Origin of the sequence: Corynebacterium pyruviciproducens ATCC BAA-1742 (assembly GCF_000411375.1) — a bacterium.
In the GTDB taxonomy this organism is placed as follows: Bacteria; Actinomycetota; Actinomycetes; order Mycobacteriales; family Mycobacteriaceae; genus Corynebacterium; species Corynebacterium pyruviciproducens.
In genome coordinates this window covers 342,850-358,692 of sequence record NZ_KE150447.1, presented here as the reverse complement: position 1 = coordinate 358,692, position 15,843 = coordinate 342,850, and the positions used below count along the sequence as shown (strand labels likewise).

Here is a 15,843-nt window from a genome sequence, read left to right as displayed (position 1 = left end):
CGTATCCGGACGTTCTGTCCGCGCAACTGGGTGCCGGGCGCTCCTGTGGGGCGCGGGCTTGGATACCCTGCAAAACTGCGCCGAGTGATGGAAGATATAGGTATGGATGACTTGCTCAAGGAACTGGACGAGCTGCTGGAGGGTATGGCAGACCACGCGAAGCAGTACGAGGACAAGATAGCCAAGGTGCACCCGCGGCACACGGTGGGTGCGGAAAATGTGGTGGACTACGCCTACCTGCGCGGGCACGACCACTCCAAGCTGCAGGCGGCGCTGTCCCGGGTGGGGGCCACGCGGCTATCCACCACCGAGCCGTGCGTGCGCGCGAGAATCCAGGCGGCCCACAACGTGGTGTCCAGCATCCAGGGCAAGGAGATGAAGTACAGCTTCGCCGAGATCAACCACAAGATGGCCCAGGCCGATGACCTCTTGGAGGAGCACTCGGAGCTGTTGCTTGGGACCTCGCCCAACGAGTCACCGGCGCTCATCATGGTGACGCTGCCCGCTGAGGCCGCCGAGGATTACGAGCTCGTCCTGGGGTTTGCCCAGGCGGGCATGGATCTCGCCCGCATCAACTGCGCCCACGATGGCCCCGAGGCGTGGAAGAAGATGATCGCCAACGTCCGCCGCGCCGAGAAGGAGATCGGCCATAAGCTCGACATCTCCATGGATCTGGCGGGTCCCAAGATCCGCACCGCCGGCATCGCCGATGGCCCGGCCGTGGGGCGGGCGCGTGTCACCCGCGACGAGGCCGGCGTGGTGCTCACCCGCTCCAAGCTGTGGATCACCCGCAAGCCGTATACCACCGATACCGCGCAGCCGCCGGTGCCGGAGGGGCTGCCCGGCAGGCCGGCTCTTCCCGTCCAGGTGGATGCGGGCTGGTTCGATCGTCTCACCGTCGGCGCGCAGATCATGGTGCACGATACCCGCGGGTCGCGCCGCTACTTCACGGTCACGGACCTCACCCCCGACGGGGCGCTGGCGCAGGGCGAGCGCAACGCCTACATCGCCGATGGCACTCTCCTCGAGTGCGAGTACGAGCGCACGCGTGTTTCCGGCATCCCCACCACCACTCGCAAGCTCCGGCTGGAGGCGGGCGACAAGCTCATCCTCACCACGGATCAGTCGGACGCTGATTTGGAGCTCCCCGGCGTCCCCAAAATCGGTTGTACTCTTCCGGTTGCGGTCACTGCCATCAAGGTCGGCGAGGAGGTGCTTTTCGACGATGGGGCTATCGCATCCCACGCCATAAGCGTCGACAAGCGGGGAGAGGAAACGGAGGTGACCCTCGAGATCGACCGGACGAAGGTGGGCGGCGCGAACCTCGCGGCGTACAAGGGGATCAACCTCCCGGACACGGAGCTACCGCTTCCCAGCCTCACCGAGGAGGACGAGGAAAACCTCAAATTCATCGGCGAGTACGCGGACATTGCCGCCGTGAGCTTCATCCGCACGCCGGAGGATGTCGCCTACGTGCTGGAGAGGATGCCGCGCGAGGATCTCGGCCTGCTGCTCAAGATCGAGACCATCCCCGGGTTTGAAAACCTGCCGCTCGTCCTCCTTGAGGGCCTGCAGCACGAGCGCTTCGGTGTCATGATTGCCCGCGGGGACCTCGCCGTGGAGCTCGGCTTCGCCCGCATGGCAGAGGTCCCCCAGCAGATTCAGGCCGTGGCCGAGGCGGCCCACATCCCCACCGTCATGGCCACCCAGATCCTGGAAAACCTGGCCAAGAACGGTTTGCCCTCGCGCGCGGAAATCACCGACGCCGCCGTTGCGCTGCGCAGCGAGTGCGTCATGCTCAACAAGGGCCCCCACATCACCGATGCCATCAAGATCCTCGATAAAATGGCGAAGAAGCTGGGCAAATCCCAGCGCAAGAACCGCATCATGCTGCGGCACATCCATTCCTGGGACCGAGACTGACACATGTTGATTGTTGCGCATCGTGGAGATAACGAGAATTACCCCGAGCAGACGAAAATTGCCTACCAATCGGCCTTCGAGATGGGGGCCGGGGGAGTGGAGACCGACGTCCGGCTCACCCAGTGCGGCGAGCTCATCTGCATCCACGATCGCTTCTTAAACCGCGTGTCCGACGGCTCCGGCAAGGTGTCCACGTGCACGATGAAGGACCTCGAGGGCGTGAACTTCGGCACCGAGGAGTGCCCACAATCGGTGCTCACGTTCCGTACCTTCCTCGAGATGGCGACGGGCTACCCCGATACGCACCTGTTCATCGAGACCAAGCACCCCTCCCGCTACGGCGTCATGCTGGAGGAGCAGATCGTCCGCCAGCTTTCTTACTTTGGCCTGCTCGATTCGGACCGGGTGCACATCATTTCGTTCTCGCCTGTCTCCATCAACCGGATCCGGCGCCTGGCACCACGGCTGGACCGCATCTGGCTGCGCCAGCTGCGCTACCTGTGGGCCAACCTCGCCATGGAGCGCTTCGGCAGCCCCACAGGTCACGGCCTGTTTATTGGGGAAGCGAAAATCAACCCGGACCTCATCGGCCGCCACAGCCTGCCCACCTACATGTACACCGTCAATGACCTCGACGATGTGGATTGGTGCCGTGAGCGGGGAGTTAAGTATCTTGCCACGGACAATATCGGTAAAGTGATTGCACATGAGCAAGAAAAAGAAGAAGGACCAGGATCTCCCCGAGGGGATGACCCGCAGGCAGGCCAAGCTGGCTAAGCGCGCCGCCGAGCGCGCGGCCCTGGAGAAGGACCCCCGCCCCTACGCCGGGCTCGACGCAGAAACCATGCTCGTCGCCCTGCAGGAGTTCGTGCCGTCAGCCACCGCCGAGATCGAGGTCAAGGGCGAAAAGGTCACCCTGGCCACCGTCCTCCCCGGTGCCGTCGCAGCCCTCGTGCGCGACACCGGTGAGAGGTTCGTGGCCCTCCAGTCGCGGCTCCGCTCCCACAACCCGGGCCGCGACCTCGCCTACTGCCTCGCGTGGGTGGTAGAGGCCAAGCCCGGCGCCGTGCTGGAAAACGCCACCAACGACGGCTCCCAGCCCGCCATCACAGACATCTTCCCCGCAGGGGAGCTCGATGTTACCGAGCACCAGGACTTCAACTGGTGGCTGCCGGAGAACGCCGATGCCCAGTCCAAGCAGATGATTGAGCAGGCCAACAACACCATCATGCCGTCATACCAGGTCAACGCCGATGTTGACGGCACGATCTTCTGGGTCGACGCGGGCGACAAGGCCCACATCCGCTGGGTGCGCTCCGATGCCGAGGACTCCCTCCTCGCCTCCTTGGCCCGCGCCGCGGCCAAGGACGAGCTCAACCTAGGTGAGGGCACCAAGTTCGCCGGCGTGTTCCGCACCCACGGCATCCTCGTCCCCGTCTTCGATCTCGACCCGACGGTCTCCCACACGGAGTACGACGCCGAACTTACGCGCCTCAACGAGTTCTTTGCCAAGGATAAGGACAACTCCGCGCCCCTTACCTCCGAGGAGCGCCACAAGATGGAGAACATTAAATCAAGGCAGGTAACAATTAGATAATGAAGAAGGTTGCCGCCCTCACCGCAGTTTTGGCGATGGCAGCGGCAACCTCTCCACCACACTCTTCGGGCTCTCCTCCGAGCTCGGCTCGAGTGACAATTCCACGCTTCCGGTGCTGCCGGAAACTCCGGATTAGACGCAGCCGTTGCCCGGCAACACCGCCGAGCACACCGAGTACGGCTTCCCCACGGGGAAGGCGCTCGGCCCGGGGAATGATTTCTACACGGCGATGGTTAAAACCCTGGCCTACAAAGGCCAGTACCCCAAGGGGATGAACGATCTTTCGTGTACCTCGGATAAGAACCCGGTCGTCCTCCTCCCCGGCACCACCACGAACGTGTACAGTGACTTCTCCAAGATGACACCGGTACTCATGGAGGAGAGCTACTGCGTGTACGGGGCACCATCCCCGCCACCCAATTCGCGGGCGATATCCGCGATTCCGCCCGGGCGCTGGGGCTCGTCGTCGATCGTGTGCTGGCCCACACCGGGGCCGAGAAGGTCACCATCGTCGGCCACTCGCAGTGCGGCGGCATCCTGCCGATCTACTACATCACCGAGCTCGGCGGGGGTAAGAAGGTGGATCACCTCGTGGGGTTTGCCCCCTCCAACAACGGCACCACCGTCGGTGGCATGTTCGACGCCTCCGCGGCGGCGAGCGGCATCGTCGGCTTCGTTGCCGGTACCGCCTCCCAGCAGCAGATCGTGGGCTCGGAGCTGGTCAACGAGGTGTACAAATCCGGCCCCGTGCCCCGCCCCGGCGTGAAGTACACGTTCATCGCGTCAGAAATGGATAAGACGGTGACCCCGTACACCAACTCGTTTGTGGACGAGCCCGGCGTGGTGAACGTGACGGCCCAGGATCACCACCCGGGTCTTGTCACCGACCACAACAACATGACCTACTACGAGCAGGTCATCGACCTCGCCAAGAAGGCTCTCAACCATAAGCTGTAGAGTGTGTGGTGATAGCGCCGTCAAGCGTTGGCCCAGCCGGGCCCACGCTTTCTTTGTCTCCGGCCGCGCCTGTCATCGCTGGTGCCATGATAATTCAAGCGCCACACGACGCTTAACAATAAGATCTTGAAGTAGGATGCACATACACATGAAGTTGATGAAGAAACTCGTAACAATCGCAGCCACGGCGGCCGTGGCATTCACCTGCAGCACCATCCCCGCCACGGCGGACGATGCTCTGTCCGCGAGCCTATCCTCCGACCTGCCTCTCGCCTCGGCACCCGTCGCCGGCGAGCAGGTCGATCACGGTGACTACACGGGCCCGCTGCCCGGTTCCGCTGCGCCGTTTACCCAGTGGGGCTTCCCCACCGGCCCTGAGGTCGGCCCGGAAAACGATTTTTACACAGCGTTTGCCAAATCGGCCGTGGGCTACCAGGGACAAAAGCCCGCAGGGCTCAATGATTTCTCCTGCACCTCGGACAAGAACCCGATTGTTCTCATCCCAGCCACCGTGATGAACGTGTACGACGATTACTCCAAGCTCGTTCCAGCCCTCAGGGCGCAGGGCTACTGCGTGTACGGCTTCAACCACAACCCGGGCCCCATCCCCGGCACGGCATTCGCCGGTGATATTCGCGATTCCGCTCGGGCGCTGGGGCTCGTGGTCGATCGTGTGTTGGAACAAACCGGGGCCGAGAAGGTGACGCTCGTGGGACACTCGCAGGGCGGCGGAGTGCTGCCGATGTACTACCTCACCAAGCTCGGCGGGGATAAGAAGGTGGACCAGCTCGTGGGTATGGCACCGTGCAACCACGGCACCACCGTGGCTGGCATGTTCAACGCTAACAAGTTCGCCCACGATCTGGTGGGCTTTGTCGTGGGCTACTCCTCCCAGCAGCAGATTGTGGGCTCCGACCTCATGAATGAGGTGTACGGTCATGGCCCGGTCACCCGCCCCGGCATTAAGTACACGTTTATCGCCTCGAATACGGATATGACGGTGACCCCGTACACCAACTCGTTTGTTGATGAGCCCGGTGTCACCAACGTGACGGTGCAGGATTACTACCCAAGCCTTATCACCGACCACAACAACATGGCTTACTATAACGAGGTTATTGATCTCACCGTCAAGGCGCTTGAGGGTTCCCTGTAGCTTCGCCCTGCGTTTCGTGCCCTGGTGTTGCACAATTGGAGGGAGCCGCACAGCAAGGAGCCCCTATGCCGTCCATTCGCTGCACCCACAATAAGCATGAATTCAAGGCCCGCCGGATCCTCCAGGTGGTCACCGATGTTGACCACTACCTCGATCACCCAGATCATCCGACGGGCCTGTGGCTGGGGGAGTTGTCCCACTCGTGGGACGTGTTTTTAACGTCGGCTTCGAGCAGACGATTGTGAGCCCCAACGGCGGCATGGCACCCATCGATCCGCGCTCCATCCGCTTCCCCAACTTCGATGCGTCGACCCGTGCGTGGTACAAGGACCCCGCTAAGATGGCGCTTCTCGATTCCGTCGCCCCCGCATCCTCCGTCGACGCGGGCGATTACGAGGCGATCTTCTTCACCGGTGGACACGGGGCCATGTACGATTTCCCCGGTTCGGAGGAGCTCAAAGCCCTCGCGCGCGGTATTTTTGACGCAGGCGGCGTGGTCGCCTCCGTGTGCCACGGCTACTGTGCGCTGTTGGAAACCGACCTCGTCCGTGGTCAGGTGCTCACAGGCTTCTCCTGGGCCGAAGAGGTTCTCGCAGGGGTTGCCGATCTTGTTCCCTACAACGTGGAGCAATCCATGCGCGAGCGTGGCGCCACCTCCCGCAAGGGGCTCCTCCCTTTCGCGCCGCACACTGAGGTCTCCGGCCGCCTGGTCACAGGGCAAAACCCGGGTTCGGCGCGCGCCACCGCGCACAAAGTGGTTGAGGTACTGGGCTAGTTCAGCGAGTTAAACAGCTTGGTGGCCGCATCCTGGTCCCAGATCACCACGGAGCCGACCTCCGTATCGGCGAAGCTCGCCACGGGGATGGTCTGCTCGTTGATGCCCGAGCGCATCGCCAGCGCCACGCGTGCCAGGTGCCAGATGTGATCGCTGTTGTCCACGGTGAAGGAGCCCGCGACGTGGCGCACAAGCGGCACAATCTTGAGCGGGTTCGCTAGCGTTGCGGGGCTCGTCATCGTATCGAGCAACACACCGAGGAATTGGCGTTGCCTGGCCACGCGGTCAATATCGCCGAGCGCGGTCGCGCGTGACCGCGTGAATTTGAGGGCCTGCGCGCCGTCGAACTTCTGGCAGCCAGGCTCCATGTAGAAGCTGATGACATCGTCGTAGATCGGCTCCTCGGTGCACAGCGTCACGCCACCAACGGCCTCCACAATGTTGGCCAGGCCGGCGAAGCCGACCTCGGCGTAGTGGTCGATCTTGAGTCCGGTGTTTTGCTCTACCGTCTGCGTGAGCAGCTGTGATCCGCCGATAGCAAACGCCGCGTTGATCTTGTTGTTGCCGTAGCCGGGGATGGGCACGTAGCTGTCGCGCGGGATAGACATGAGCGTGGGCTTGCCGCCCATAGGCAGGTGCAGCACCATGATCGTGTCGGTGCGGGAGCCGCCCTCGTCGTCGCCGGTCATGAGCTCGTCCTTCTGCTTTTGGGTGAGCCCCTCGCGGGAATCGCTGCCCACCAGCAGCCAGTTGGTGCCCGCCGTGTCCGCGATGTGCTTGGGCGGGAAGGCATCGATGCGTGTGAGTGACCGATCCGCCCACACGCCACCGCCGACGAGGACTACGAGCAGCACAGTGAGGAAGATCGCCAGTGGCTTGGCGCAGCCCCCGTTTGACCGCTGGGCGCGCCTGCGCGCCGGGCGGTTGGCGCGGCTCGGAATCCGTGACTCCCGTCCGCTAGGAATCTGGCGTGGTACTCGCTCGACGCGGTTGTTGATGGGCCGTCGTTCTATCGGTGCCCGCTGTGCGGGCACCCGCTGTGCGGGTGCCTGGTCAGGAGATTGGTTGGCAGGTACCCGCCCCGCGGGTGCCTGTGACACCGGCTCGTTGCGCCTCTGCACACGCTCGGCTAGGCCAGAATGATCGCCATCCGCTGCTGCTGGGCGCAGGTCATCACGGGAGACCCGAGTCCTTTTGGGAACGGGCCTGCCGTAGCGGTCCCTAATCACCTTCCCGTTGCGGTCAGTGGCGTATTCACTCATAGCTTCCCATTCTAGGGTGTCGGCGCTACGCCGCGCGCAAGAAGTAGGAGATCCTCCGCAGTCGCGTGTACTCCCACCAGCTGCACACCAAGACCGATCGGCAGTGTGAGTGCCGGGTAACCACCCATGTTTGCCAGCGTCGCCCAGGGAGTCCAGCGGGTTTGCTCGGCAAAATCATCCCAGGGGGCAAGCGAGGAAAAGTACCCGATGGGTGGTGGCTCGTAGGCCAGCACCGGCATGACCAGCACATCCACGTCGAGCGCGTCCACCATCTGCTCGGTGGCCATGAAGTCCTCGGCGGCCCGCACGTACTGCGCCGATGTCACCGCCTGACCCGTTTCCCTCAGCCACTCGCCAATGGGCTGGAGCGGGCCATGGATGCGCGTCGCCCGGTAGGCGAACACGGTGGCAAAGGAGTCGAAGTGGCTGATGGGGTACGGGCGGGCGACAAAGTGCCCGCCCAGCGCCCGCGCCACGCGCACGGTCTCATCAATAGCCCGCGGGTCCGGCTCCACCTCGGCATGCAGGGGTTCGGTGATGTAGCCCACGCGGAGGTCTCGTCGCACGCTCCGAGACGCAGGTATTTCCTGTCGCACGCTCCGAGACGTGGGACCCGATTCGTGTCGCGCGCCGATGAGGATTTCAAGGTCATCAAGGCTACGGGCGAGGAAACCGTGGCCGGTGGGGACGGCGCCCTGGTTGTTGTGTGCAAGCTTGAGTCCGTACACCCCGCAGGCGGCCGCCGGCACACGGATGGAGCCACCACCGTCGGTGCCGTGGGCGGCACGCACAAGCCCCCGGGCCACCGCCACGGCCGCGCCACCGGAAGAACCGCCCGTGGTCGCGCCGGGAAACCGCGGGTTCATCGGTGCGGGCATTCCGTTTGGTTCGCAGTAGGCAGTGAGCCCCAGCTCACTGGTCTGGGTCTTGCCGTAGATCGTCGCCCCGCGTGCGCGCAGCGCCCGGATGGCGGGGTCGGTGGAATCCGGCATGAGGGTGCGGTGGATGGACCCGAGACTCATGGGCAACCCTTCCACCGGCGCGAGGTCCTTGGCGGGGATGTTCCACCCGGTGAGGTCGCCCTCGACCTCAGGCAGGAGGACATCGGTGCACACAAACCCGTGTTCTTCGGGGGTGAGCCCCTGGGTATCCACTCCATCTCGCACGATCCTCACCCGTATTAAGATACATGCATGACCACGGTATCTTTCCTTGGCCCGCAGGGCACCTTTACTGAGCAGGCGGCCCGGGCACTTGTCCCCGGGCTTACTCCCCACCTTGTATCCTCCCCGGCGGAGGCGATCGCGGCGTGCGCTTTAGGGCTTAGCGACGCCGCCGTCGTCGCCATTGAGAACTCGGTAGATGGGGCCGTGACGGCTACTTTCGACGCGCTGGTGGACGCCGGGGTGACCATCACCGCCGAGGTCGACCTCGCCATCAGCTTCACCATCGCGGGTACTCTTCCCGCCCGCAGATTCGCCACCCACCCCATCGCCTACCAACAGGTAAAGAACTGGGTGGAAGAGCACTCGCCGGGGGCCGAGTTTGTGCCCGCGAGTTCCAACGCGGCCGCGGCGGACATGGTGGTGGCGGGCGAAGCCGACGCGTGCGCCTGCCCGCAGCCGGCGGCATTTTCACGTGGCCTTCCTGTCCTCGCCACCGACGTGGCCGACCACGCCCGCGCGAGGACGCGATTTCTGCTCGTGGAAAAGCACCCGCGCGAACGCGTGCCGGGGGCGACGTACCGGACCTCGGTGGCGTTCACCCTCCCCAACGAACCGGGGACGCTCGTGGGGGCGCTGACGGAGTTCGCCTCCCGCAGCGTGGACCTCACCCGGATCGAATCGCGGCCCACCAAAACGCAGCTCGGCACCTATATTTTCTACTGCGATCTGCTCGGCCACGCCGAGGACGAACCGGTTGCTGCGGCCCTTGCCGCGCTCAAGACAAAGGCGCTGAACGTGGAGCTGTTGGGCTCGTGGCCTGCAGGCGAGAAGATTTAAGGGGATAATTGGGGGCGTTATGATTATTTTGCTGCGCCACGGACAAACCACCTCCAACGTTGATAGTCGCCTGGATACCGCGCTGCCCGGTGCCGAGCTCACCGACCTCGGCCGCGCCCAGGCCCGCGATGTGGCCCCGGAGCTGACGGGCATGACCACCACGTTCGCCTCCCCGGCCCGCCGTGCCCGTGAGACCGCGCACCACGCCGGTCGCGAGTTCGAGGTGCTCGCCGGCATCCAGGAGATCAGCGCTGGTCACCTGGAAATGCGCAACGATGTGGAGGCGCTGGAGACCTACCACCGCGCCGTGTTTGACTGGCTCACCGGCACTGATACGCCGATCCCCGGGGGCGAAACGCGGGAGAGCTTCCTTGCACGCTACCTCCCCGCCATCGAGCAGTTGGGGGAAAACACTCTCGTGGTGTCCCACGGCTGCGCGATCCGTATCTTCTGCGCCCTGGCCTGCGGGCTTGACCCGGTGAAGGTGATGAAGAACCCCCTGTCCAACTGTCAGTGGGTGGGCCTGGAGCGCTCCGGCGAGTTCGGCTCCTGGCAGGTCACTAACCGCGACGTGTGGCTATAAAAACCATTGACACTGGTTTCATTTTTTTTTACTCTAGAAGTCACGCGCGGACGGGAGTAAAAGGTAAATGAGAAGAATCCACATTGTTGCCTTGGCCGCAGCGCTGTAGATGTGGATGCGGATGGCGGGCTAGGTGTTTATCCAACCGATGTTCGCGATGATGACCAGGTGACGCCATATTATAGGAGGTAATCGTGAGTGAGTCGAGCTTACGGTCCGTCGGCTGGAGGCACCTTGTAGCTGTATCATCGGCCGTAGTGATACTGCTGCTGTCGGTGTTTTGGTTGAGTGGAAATGAAAAACCCGTGGATCCGCAGGAGTGGTCTAAGACGGGAAATTTCATCGTGGCGTACGGCCCGGTTTTTGAGCCTTACCCTGCGTGGGTGAAGAACAGTTACTACCTGTATTCACCGTCGGGAGAGTTGATTGATCACAAGGTAGAAGACGGTGGTTGGTGGCCAGTATCTCTGCCTACTAAGGGCGGCGCGTACCTTTATTTCGCTCATTCCTTGCAACAAGTGGGTGTTAATAGAGCAACGTACGAACACGTCAAGTATGACTACACAGATGTATACGGTTCCTCACCGGATGGTTCCTATGCCGTTGCGCTTTTAAATACCTCCCATTCGGGAGAGTGCTCCTACACAGCCGCGATCCTTAAAGATACGGGGCAGACTTTTACACACGATCTGCCGTTCATGCCGTTTCGCGTTGCTGTAGGTGAAGACCATACCATCGCTGTGGGGTACGATTGCCCTCCACCTGGAGCAGAGACAAAGAAAGGATTCTACCTGCTAGAACCTGATGGTAGCGGAAAAGAACTGAAGTTGCCACAAGGGTATGACATAGGCTTGGTTGATTTTCCTGCTTCACCCGTCAATTATCTCGGCGATGGGCTATTTGAGATCATCGAGGGGCGGAAGGACGGAAATGTGATCCATATGAAGTCTTTTGAAGTCAGGGTAGACAGCCAAGAAGCCGCGCTGGTGACTGAACGCGTGACGGAGCACAAATTTACGTTACCGGATGATTTTTTGGTTACTGTAATGCTTAATCACGGTGAGGGTGCATTCATCGATAAGTCCGGTCGGGTTTTCATTGATAGGAGAGATCTTTCCGAGCCTGAATACATGGGGCAAGTGGAAAAATTTGAAAGAAACGACTTTGTTCCCACCTACACCGTGGGGGATGACCCCAAGTTTGGGATCAAAAGAGATGGGAGGCTGGAGCTGTATCGCTGGGAGTCTCCTGATCAGCCTATCTTGACGGTGAATCAGGTGAGGGGAGCATGCTGGGAAGACGTGTGCGATCTTGCCTCGGTGAGCGAGATTATGTAGCTGCTGTGAGGCTACATGTGTAGGCGGGCGTGAGCCCCTTGGGTGGGGCAGTGAGTCTCTGTGCTAGCTAGCCCCACCCCAGCTCGTGGAGGCGGGCATCGTTGATGCCAAAGTGGTGGGCGATCTCGTGCACCACGGTGATGGCTACTTCCTGCTCGAGCTGCTCGCGGTTCTCGCACCAGTCCTTGAGGGATTCGCGGTAGATGGTGATCCGACTCGGTTCAAACGCACCGAAAAACGTTTGCTCGGTCAGCGCCTCTCCCTCGTACAGGCCGAGGATGGTAGGGTCGTCCTCGTTGTAATCATCAATCAAGATGACGGTGTTTTCCAGGCGAGCGGTGAGCTCGGTGGGAACGAGGTCGAGGGAGCGGTCGACGAGCTCCTCAAACTCTTCGTCGGAAATCTCCACGCTCAATGCTCGGCCGGTGGGTTGCGCAGGGGGCGGCGCTCCGGGCGCTGCTCCGGGGGGTGGCCGTCGATGGTGAATTCTCCGGTGGCCGAACCCTGCAGGGTGGCAAAGCCGTTGGCACCGGGGTGGAAGAGGCCGCAGTTGGCGGAGGTGCTGCCCGCGTTCCAGCTGGCGGTGGGGATCGTCGTCCAGTACACGGCTAGGGTGGAGAAGTATAGAGGATCGTCCCCGCCCATGTAGTCCAGGGCCGCCTTCGTGCAGGCATCCTTCAAGTGGGCGTCTTGCTCCTCGGTTGTCGGCGGGTGATCGAACACGTCGGCGAGGTTGACCTTGGCCGTCACCTCGTAGGAGTGGGGCTCGCCGCAGTCCACCTTGTGGCTGCCGTTGGCCGAGTCGATGGCGATGCACTCGCCGCGCTCCGCCACGCGGGACTGGTCCTGGTTCTGGGCCTTGCCGCTGCTCACGGTGATGTTGCCGGCGTCGTCGGTGGTTTGCACGCCGCACAGCATGGTGCGGTCGCCGGCGGCCCAGTTGTCGGCCGGGGGCAGGATGGAGGCGATGGAGTACACGCCGGTGGGGTCGTACTTGCCGCCGAGGTAGGTGATGGTTTGCTGTTTGCACAGCTCCTCGCGCAGCTGTGCCTGGCGGGTGATGTCCGGGGCCGGTGCGTCCGCACCAAACTCGCTCGAGGGGTAGGTGGCGAGGTCCTCACGGGAGGAGATCTCAAACCGGTGGTTTTCCGCGCAGTCCACGGTGGTGAAGTTGGTGGCCTTGCCGTCTTCCGTCACATCCCACGTGAGGCACTGGCCGGGGCCGGCGGCGGTGAAGCTCACCGGCTTCACCTTCGTCGTGCTCGCGGGGGCGGCGGAGGTGATTTCCGCCGAGTGCTCCTCGTCGCCGCTTTGGGTGGCCTCGTAGCCACCCATGAGGGCGCCGCCTGCCAGCGCCGCGATGATGGCGGTGTGCAGGAGCGTGGAGTTCCGCAAAGCATTCATCGTTACGTAACCTTACACGTCCGAATCTTTGCGGGTGACGTGCGAGCGCAGCGTGTAGCGGTCCGCGCGGTAGAGGGAACAGCACCACTCGATCGGCCGTGTGCCGGAGCGGGCGCACCGAATGGTGCGCAGCAGCGGCTCACCCACCTCCACCTCGAGGGAGCTGGCGACATCCTCGTCGGCGGGCACGGCGTTGACGGCCTGCTCCGCATCGGTGATGGGGAAACCGCGAGCGTCGAGGATCCGGTAGACGGACGCCTCCACATCGTCGGCAAGCAAATCGCAGAGGAAGGTGGCGTTGTACCAGGCGTCGTCGATGCAGTACGGGCGACCGTCGCCGAGCCGCAGGCGGGTGAGGTGGACGTGGGGGCCGGTGGCGGAAAAGAAGTCCTCCACCATGCCCGGTGCCGGTTCGATGCCGGCGTGCAAGATCCGCGAGGTGGCCTTGAGCTGCTGGGCGCGCATCTCGGAGGAGAAACTCGCGAGGTTCAAGCGTGTGGTGAGAGGTGTGGGGGCCACAAAGGTGCCTTTCCCGCGGGCACGGACGAGGTGCCCGGAGGCAACGAGGTCGCCGATGGCACGCCGGACGGTGATCCGGCTGACGCCGTACGTCTGTTCAAGCTGACGCTCGCCGGGGAGCATATCGCCTGGTTGTAGCTCTGTGGTGCACAGCTCCTCCAGTTTTTCGCGCAGCAGTTGGTGCTTGGGTTTGTCGGGCATGAATTCAAGTATAGGCCCGCTGGTCATAACCTTTCTCGTTTATGACGAGGCATGTAGGCTAGTAGGCATGATCGATCTTAAATTCCTCCGTGAAAACCCGGATGTTGTCCGCCAGTCCCAAATCACCCGTGGCGAGGATCCCGCCCTGGTAGACAAGCTGTTAGCAGCCGATGAGGCGCGCCGAGAGGCGATTAAGAACGCGGACGCGCTGCGACAGGAGCAAAACGGCTTTGGCAAGAGGATCGGTCAGGCATCCCCGGAGGATCGCCCCGCCCTCATCGAGCAGTCCACCCTGCTCAAGGCCAAGCTCAAGGAGGCCGAGGCCACGCAGAAGCAGGCCGAGCAGGACGTTTTTGATATCCAAATGCAGCTGGGCAACGTTGTCCAGGGCGCGCCCGCCGGCGGCGAGGATGACTTCGTCGTTGTGGAGGAGGTGGGCGAGAAGACCACCTTCGATTTCGAGCCTAAGGACCACCTCGATATCGCCGAGGGGCTCGGCATCCTAGACATGGAGCGCGGCGCCAAGGTCTCCGGCAGCCGCTTCTACTTCCTCAAAGGCCTCGGCGCGCAGCTGCAGCTGGCGATGATGAACCTCGCCGCCCAGAAGGCCATCGAGCACGGCTTCACCCTGATGATCACGCCGGTCATCGTCCGCCCCGAGACGATGCAGGGCACGGGTTTCTTGGGTCAGCACTCGGACGAGATCTACTACCTGCAGGAGGACAACCAGTACCTGGTCGGCACCTCTGAAGTTGCCCTCGCCGGGTACCACTCCGACGAGATTATCGACCTCTCCCAGGGCCCCCTCCACTACGCGGGCTGGAGCTCCTGCTTCCGCCGCGAGGCCGGCTCCTACGGCAAGGACACGCGCGGCATCATCCGCGTCCACCAGTTCGACAAGCTGGAAATGTTCGTCTACTGCAAGCCCGAGGATGCCGAGGCCCAGCACCAGGCGCTGCTCAACATGGAACGCGACATGCTCGCCGCCATCGAGGTCCCCTACCGTGTCATCGACATCGCTGGCGGTGACCTCGGCAGTTCTGCCGCCCGCAAGTTCGATACCGAGGCCTGGATCCCCACGCAGAACACGTACCGCGAGCTCACCTCCACCTCGAACTGCACCACCTTCCAGGCCCGCCGCCTGAAGATCCGCTACCGCGACGAGGACGGTCGCACGCAGATCGCCGCCACCCTGAACGGCACGCTCGCCACCACCCGCTGGCTCGTCGCCATCCTCGAAAATCACCAGCAGGCCGATGGTTCAGTCATCATCCCCGCCGCCCTCCGTCCGTTCATGGGAGGTATTGAAAGGATCACCAAGTGATAATCGTCACCGATGTCGACGGCACGCTTCTCGACGACTCCGAGCGCGTCCCCGCCGACACCCTCTCCGCCCTCACGGAGGCTTTAGCCTCCGGTCACCGATTGGTTCTCGCCACCGGTCGTCCCCCTCGTTGGCTTTCCGACGTTTTGGAGCAACTGCCGCTGCGTCCCACCTGTATCTGCGCCAACGGTGCCATCATTTACGACTCCGAGCACGACCGCATGGATGCCGTCCACCCACTCGACCCGAAGGCGATGCGCTCCATCGTCCGCGCCGCCCGCGAGGCGATCCCCGGCATCACCATCGCCGTGGAGCGCGCCGGCAACAGCGCCTTCAACCCGGAGAGCGAACTCTTCGTCGTCACCCCGGACTACGCCCCCACGTGGGACACGGACGCGCCGGGCATGGAGGACGACGATAAGATCCTCCGCATCCCGGCGACGAAGCTGCTGCTCCGCCACGAGGGCATGAGCTCCGCGCAGATGGCTAAGGTCCTGGCCGACCGCATCCCCTCCGACCTCGGCTACATCACCTACAGCGTCGACGAGGGCCTTCTCGAAGTCTCCCACCCCGGCATCACCAAGGCCACCGGGCTTGTGGACCTCGGCTTCGCCCCCGAGGACGTCGTCGCCTTTGGCGACATGCCCAACGACATCGAGATGCTTCGCTGGGCTGGTACCGGCGTAGCCATGCCTCACGCCCCCGCGGAAGTCCGTGAAGCCGCCGACGAAGTGGGCACCATCGCCGAGGTGCTGGGGAGGCGCTTCTAACAGGCGCGCAGAAGCGCGCCTGCCTCGCGTGC

15 protein-coding genes and 1 pseudogene are annotated in these 15,843 nt (G+C 63.1%); 11 read left to right on the top strand and 5 right to left on the bottom strand.

The window, feature by feature from the left end:
- Positions 1–102 precede the first annotated feature (102 nt).
- From HMPREF1219_RS08085 to HMPREF1219_RS08060, 6 genes and pseudogenes are all read left to right on the top strand, one after another.
- Entirely contained in the window at positions 103–1,923 is a 1,821-nt protein-coding gene (locus HMPREF1219_RS08085) for a pyruvate kinase (RefSeq protein WP_016458414.1), read from the top strand.
- Between the two features lie 3 nt (positions 1,924–1,926).
- Positions 1,927–2,700 carry a glycerophosphodiester phosphodiesterase family protein gene (locus HMPREF1219_RS08080; RefSeq protein WP_016458413.1) on the top strand — a complete coding sequence of 258 codons (774 nt, stop codon included), beginning with the start codon at positions 1,927–1,929 and terminating at the stop codon, positions 2,698–2,700.
- Positions 2,672–3,520, top strand: a complete 849-nt coding sequence (locus HMPREF1219_RS08075) for a DUF5926 family protein (protein ID WP_016458412.1) — start codon at positions 2,672–2,674, stop codon at positions 3,518–3,520. Before HMPREF1219_RS08080 ends, HMPREF1219_RS08075 begins: the two co-directional genes overlap by 29 nt.
- Before the next feature lie 474 nt (positions 3,521–3,994).
- Positions 3,995–4,477 (top strand): esterase/lipase family protein, encoded by a 483-nt coding sequence (locus HMPREF1219_RS13240; RefSeq protein WP_016458411.1) that lies wholly within the window; start codon positions 3,995–3,997, stop codon positions 4,475–4,477.
- Positions 4,478–4,634: 157 nt separating this feature from the next.
- Positions 4,635–5,633, top strand: coding sequence for an esterase/lipase family protein (locus HMPREF1219_RS08065; RefSeq protein ID WP_245554433.1), 999 nt, complete (start codon positions 4,635–4,637; stop codon positions 5,631–5,633).
- Positions 5,634–5,698: 65 nt separating this feature from the next.
- Positions 5,699–6,408, top strand: a pseudogene (locus HMPREF1219_RS08060) (type 1 glutamine amidotransferase domain-containing protein).
- Here HMPREF1219_RS08060 and HMPREF1219_RS08055 read toward each other — a convergent pair.
- Both HMPREF1219_RS08055 and HMPREF1219_RS08050 read right to left on the bottom strand, forming a co-directional pair.
- The gene (locus HMPREF1219_RS08055) at positions 6,405–7,670 is read right to left on the bottom strand and encodes an LCP family protein (RefSeq protein ID WP_016458407.1); all 1,266 of its coding nucleotides are present in this window, start codon (positions 7,668–7,670) and stop codon (positions 6,405–6,407) included. The pseudogene HMPREF1219_RS08060 and the gene HMPREF1219_RS08055 sit on opposite strands and share 4 nt — an antisense overlap.
- Positions 7,671–7,681: 11 nt before the next feature.
- The gene (locus HMPREF1219_RS08050; protein ID WP_245554432.1) at positions 7,682–8,845 is read right to left on the bottom strand and encodes an amidase family protein; all 1,164 of its coding nucleotides are present in this window, start codon (positions 8,843–8,845) and stop codon (positions 7,682–7,684) included.
- 18 nt (positions 8,846–8,863) lie between these two features.
- Between HMPREF1219_RS08050 and pheA the strand changes: the two genes are divergently transcribed.
- From pheA to HMPREF1219_RS08035, 3 genes are all read left to right on the top strand, one after another.
- Positions 8,864–9,673: a prephenate dehydratase gene (pheA, locus tag HMPREF1219_RS08045; protein WP_016458405.1), complete on the top strand. Its 810-nt coding sequence runs from the start codon at positions 8,864–8,866 to the stop codon at positions 9,671–9,673.
- Positions 9,674–9,692: 19 nt separating this feature from the next.
- The gene (locus tag HMPREF1219_RS08040; protein WP_016458404.1) at positions 9,693–10,256 is read left to right on the top strand and encodes a histidine phosphatase family protein; all 564 of its coding nucleotides are present in this window, start codon (positions 9,693–9,695) and stop codon (positions 10,254–10,256) included.
- A gap of 257 nt (positions 10,257–10,513) precedes the next feature.
- Positions 10,514–11,593, top strand: coding sequence for a hypothetical protein (locus tag HMPREF1219_RS08035; RefSeq protein WP_156823270.1), 1,080 nt, complete (start codon positions 10,514–10,516; stop codon positions 11,591–11,593).
- Between the two features lie 67 nt (positions 11,594–11,660).
- Here HMPREF1219_RS08035 and HMPREF1219_RS08030 read toward each other — a convergent pair whose 3' ends face one another.
- From HMPREF1219_RS08030 to HMPREF1219_RS08020, 3 genes are read right to left on the bottom strand one after another with little or no spacing between them, the layout of a single operon-like run.
- Positions 11,661–12,008, bottom strand: a complete 348-nt coding sequence (locus HMPREF1219_RS08030) for a metallopeptidase family protein (RefSeq protein ID WP_040427472.1) — start codon at positions 12,006–12,008, stop codon at positions 11,661–11,663.
- Positions 12,005–12,997 (bottom strand): septum formation family protein, encoded by a 993-nt coding sequence (locus HMPREF1219_RS08025; protein WP_016458401.1) that lies wholly within the window; start codon positions 12,995–12,997, stop codon positions 12,005–12,007. Before HMPREF1219_RS08025 ends, HMPREF1219_RS08030 begins: the two co-directional genes overlap by 4 nt.
- A 12-nt stretch (positions 12,998–13,009) precedes the next feature.
- The gene (locus HMPREF1219_RS08020) at positions 13,010–13,744 is read right to left on the bottom strand and encodes a GntR family transcriptional regulator (RefSeq protein WP_016458400.1); all 735 of its coding nucleotides are present in this window, start codon (positions 13,742–13,744) and stop codon (positions 13,010–13,012) included.
- 40 nt (positions 13,745–13,784) lie between these two features.
- Here HMPREF1219_RS08020 and serS point away from each other — a divergent pair, with 40 nt between their 5' ends.
- Complete coding sequence (gene serS, locus HMPREF1219_RS08015; RefSeq protein ID WP_016458399.1) at positions 13,785–15,041, top strand: serine--tRNA ligase; 1,257 nt, start codon at positions 13,785–13,787, stop codon at positions 15,039–15,041.
- On the top strand, positions 15,038–15,811 hold the full coding sequence (locus HMPREF1219_RS08010) for an HAD family hydrolase (protein ID WP_016458398.1): 774 nt from the start codon (positions 15,038–15,040) through the stop codon (positions 15,809–15,811). The genes serS and HMPREF1219_RS08010 overlap by 4 nt, the downstream gene beginning before the upstream one ends.
- Positions 15,812–15,843 lie beyond the last annotated feature (32 nt).

What these genes read in the sequence shown, in the direction of transcription:
- HMPREF1219_RS08085 (WP_016458414.1), top strand. Translation starts at nt 103, where the DNA reads ATGGATGACTTGCTCAAGGAACTGGACGAGCTGCTGGAGGGTATGGCA.
- HMPREF1219_RS08080 (WP_016458413.1), top strand. Translation starts at nt 1,927, where the DNA reads ATGTTGATTGTTGCGCATCGTGGAGATAACGAGAATTACCCCGAGCAG.
- HMPREF1219_RS08075 (WP_016458412.1), top strand. Translation starts at nt 2,672, where the DNA reads ATGACCCGCAGGCAGGCCAAGCTGGCTAAGCGCGCCGCCGAGCGCGCG.
- HMPREF1219_RS08065 (WP_245554433.1), top strand. Translation starts at nt 4,635, where the DNA reads ATGAAGAAACTCGTAACAATCGCAGCCACGGCGGCCGTGGCATTCACC.
- HMPREF1219_RS08055 (WP_016458407.1), bottom strand. Translation starts at nt 7,670, where the DNA reads ATGAGTGAATACGCCACTGACCGCAACGGGAAGGTGATTAGGGACCGC.
- pheA (WP_016458405.1), top strand. Translation starts at nt 8,864, where the DNA reads ATGACCACGGTATCTTTCCTTGGCCCGCAGGGCACCTTTACTGAGCAG.
- HMPREF1219_RS08040 (WP_016458404.1), top strand. Translation starts at nt 9,693, where the DNA reads ATGATTATTTTGCTGCGCCACGGACAAACCACCTCCAACGTTGATAGT.
- HMPREF1219_RS08025 (WP_016458401.1), bottom strand. Translation starts at nt 12,997, where the DNA reads ATGAATGCTTTGCGGAACTCCACGCTCCTGCACACCGCCATCATCGCG.
- HMPREF1219_RS08020 (WP_016458400.1), bottom strand. Translation starts at nt 13,744, where the DNA reads ATGACCAGCGGGCCTATACTTGAATTCATGCCCGACAAACCCAAGCAC.
- serS (WP_016458399.1), top strand. Translation starts at nt 13,785, where the DNA reads ATGATCGATCTTAAATTCCTCCGTGAAAACCCGGATGTTGTCCGCCAG.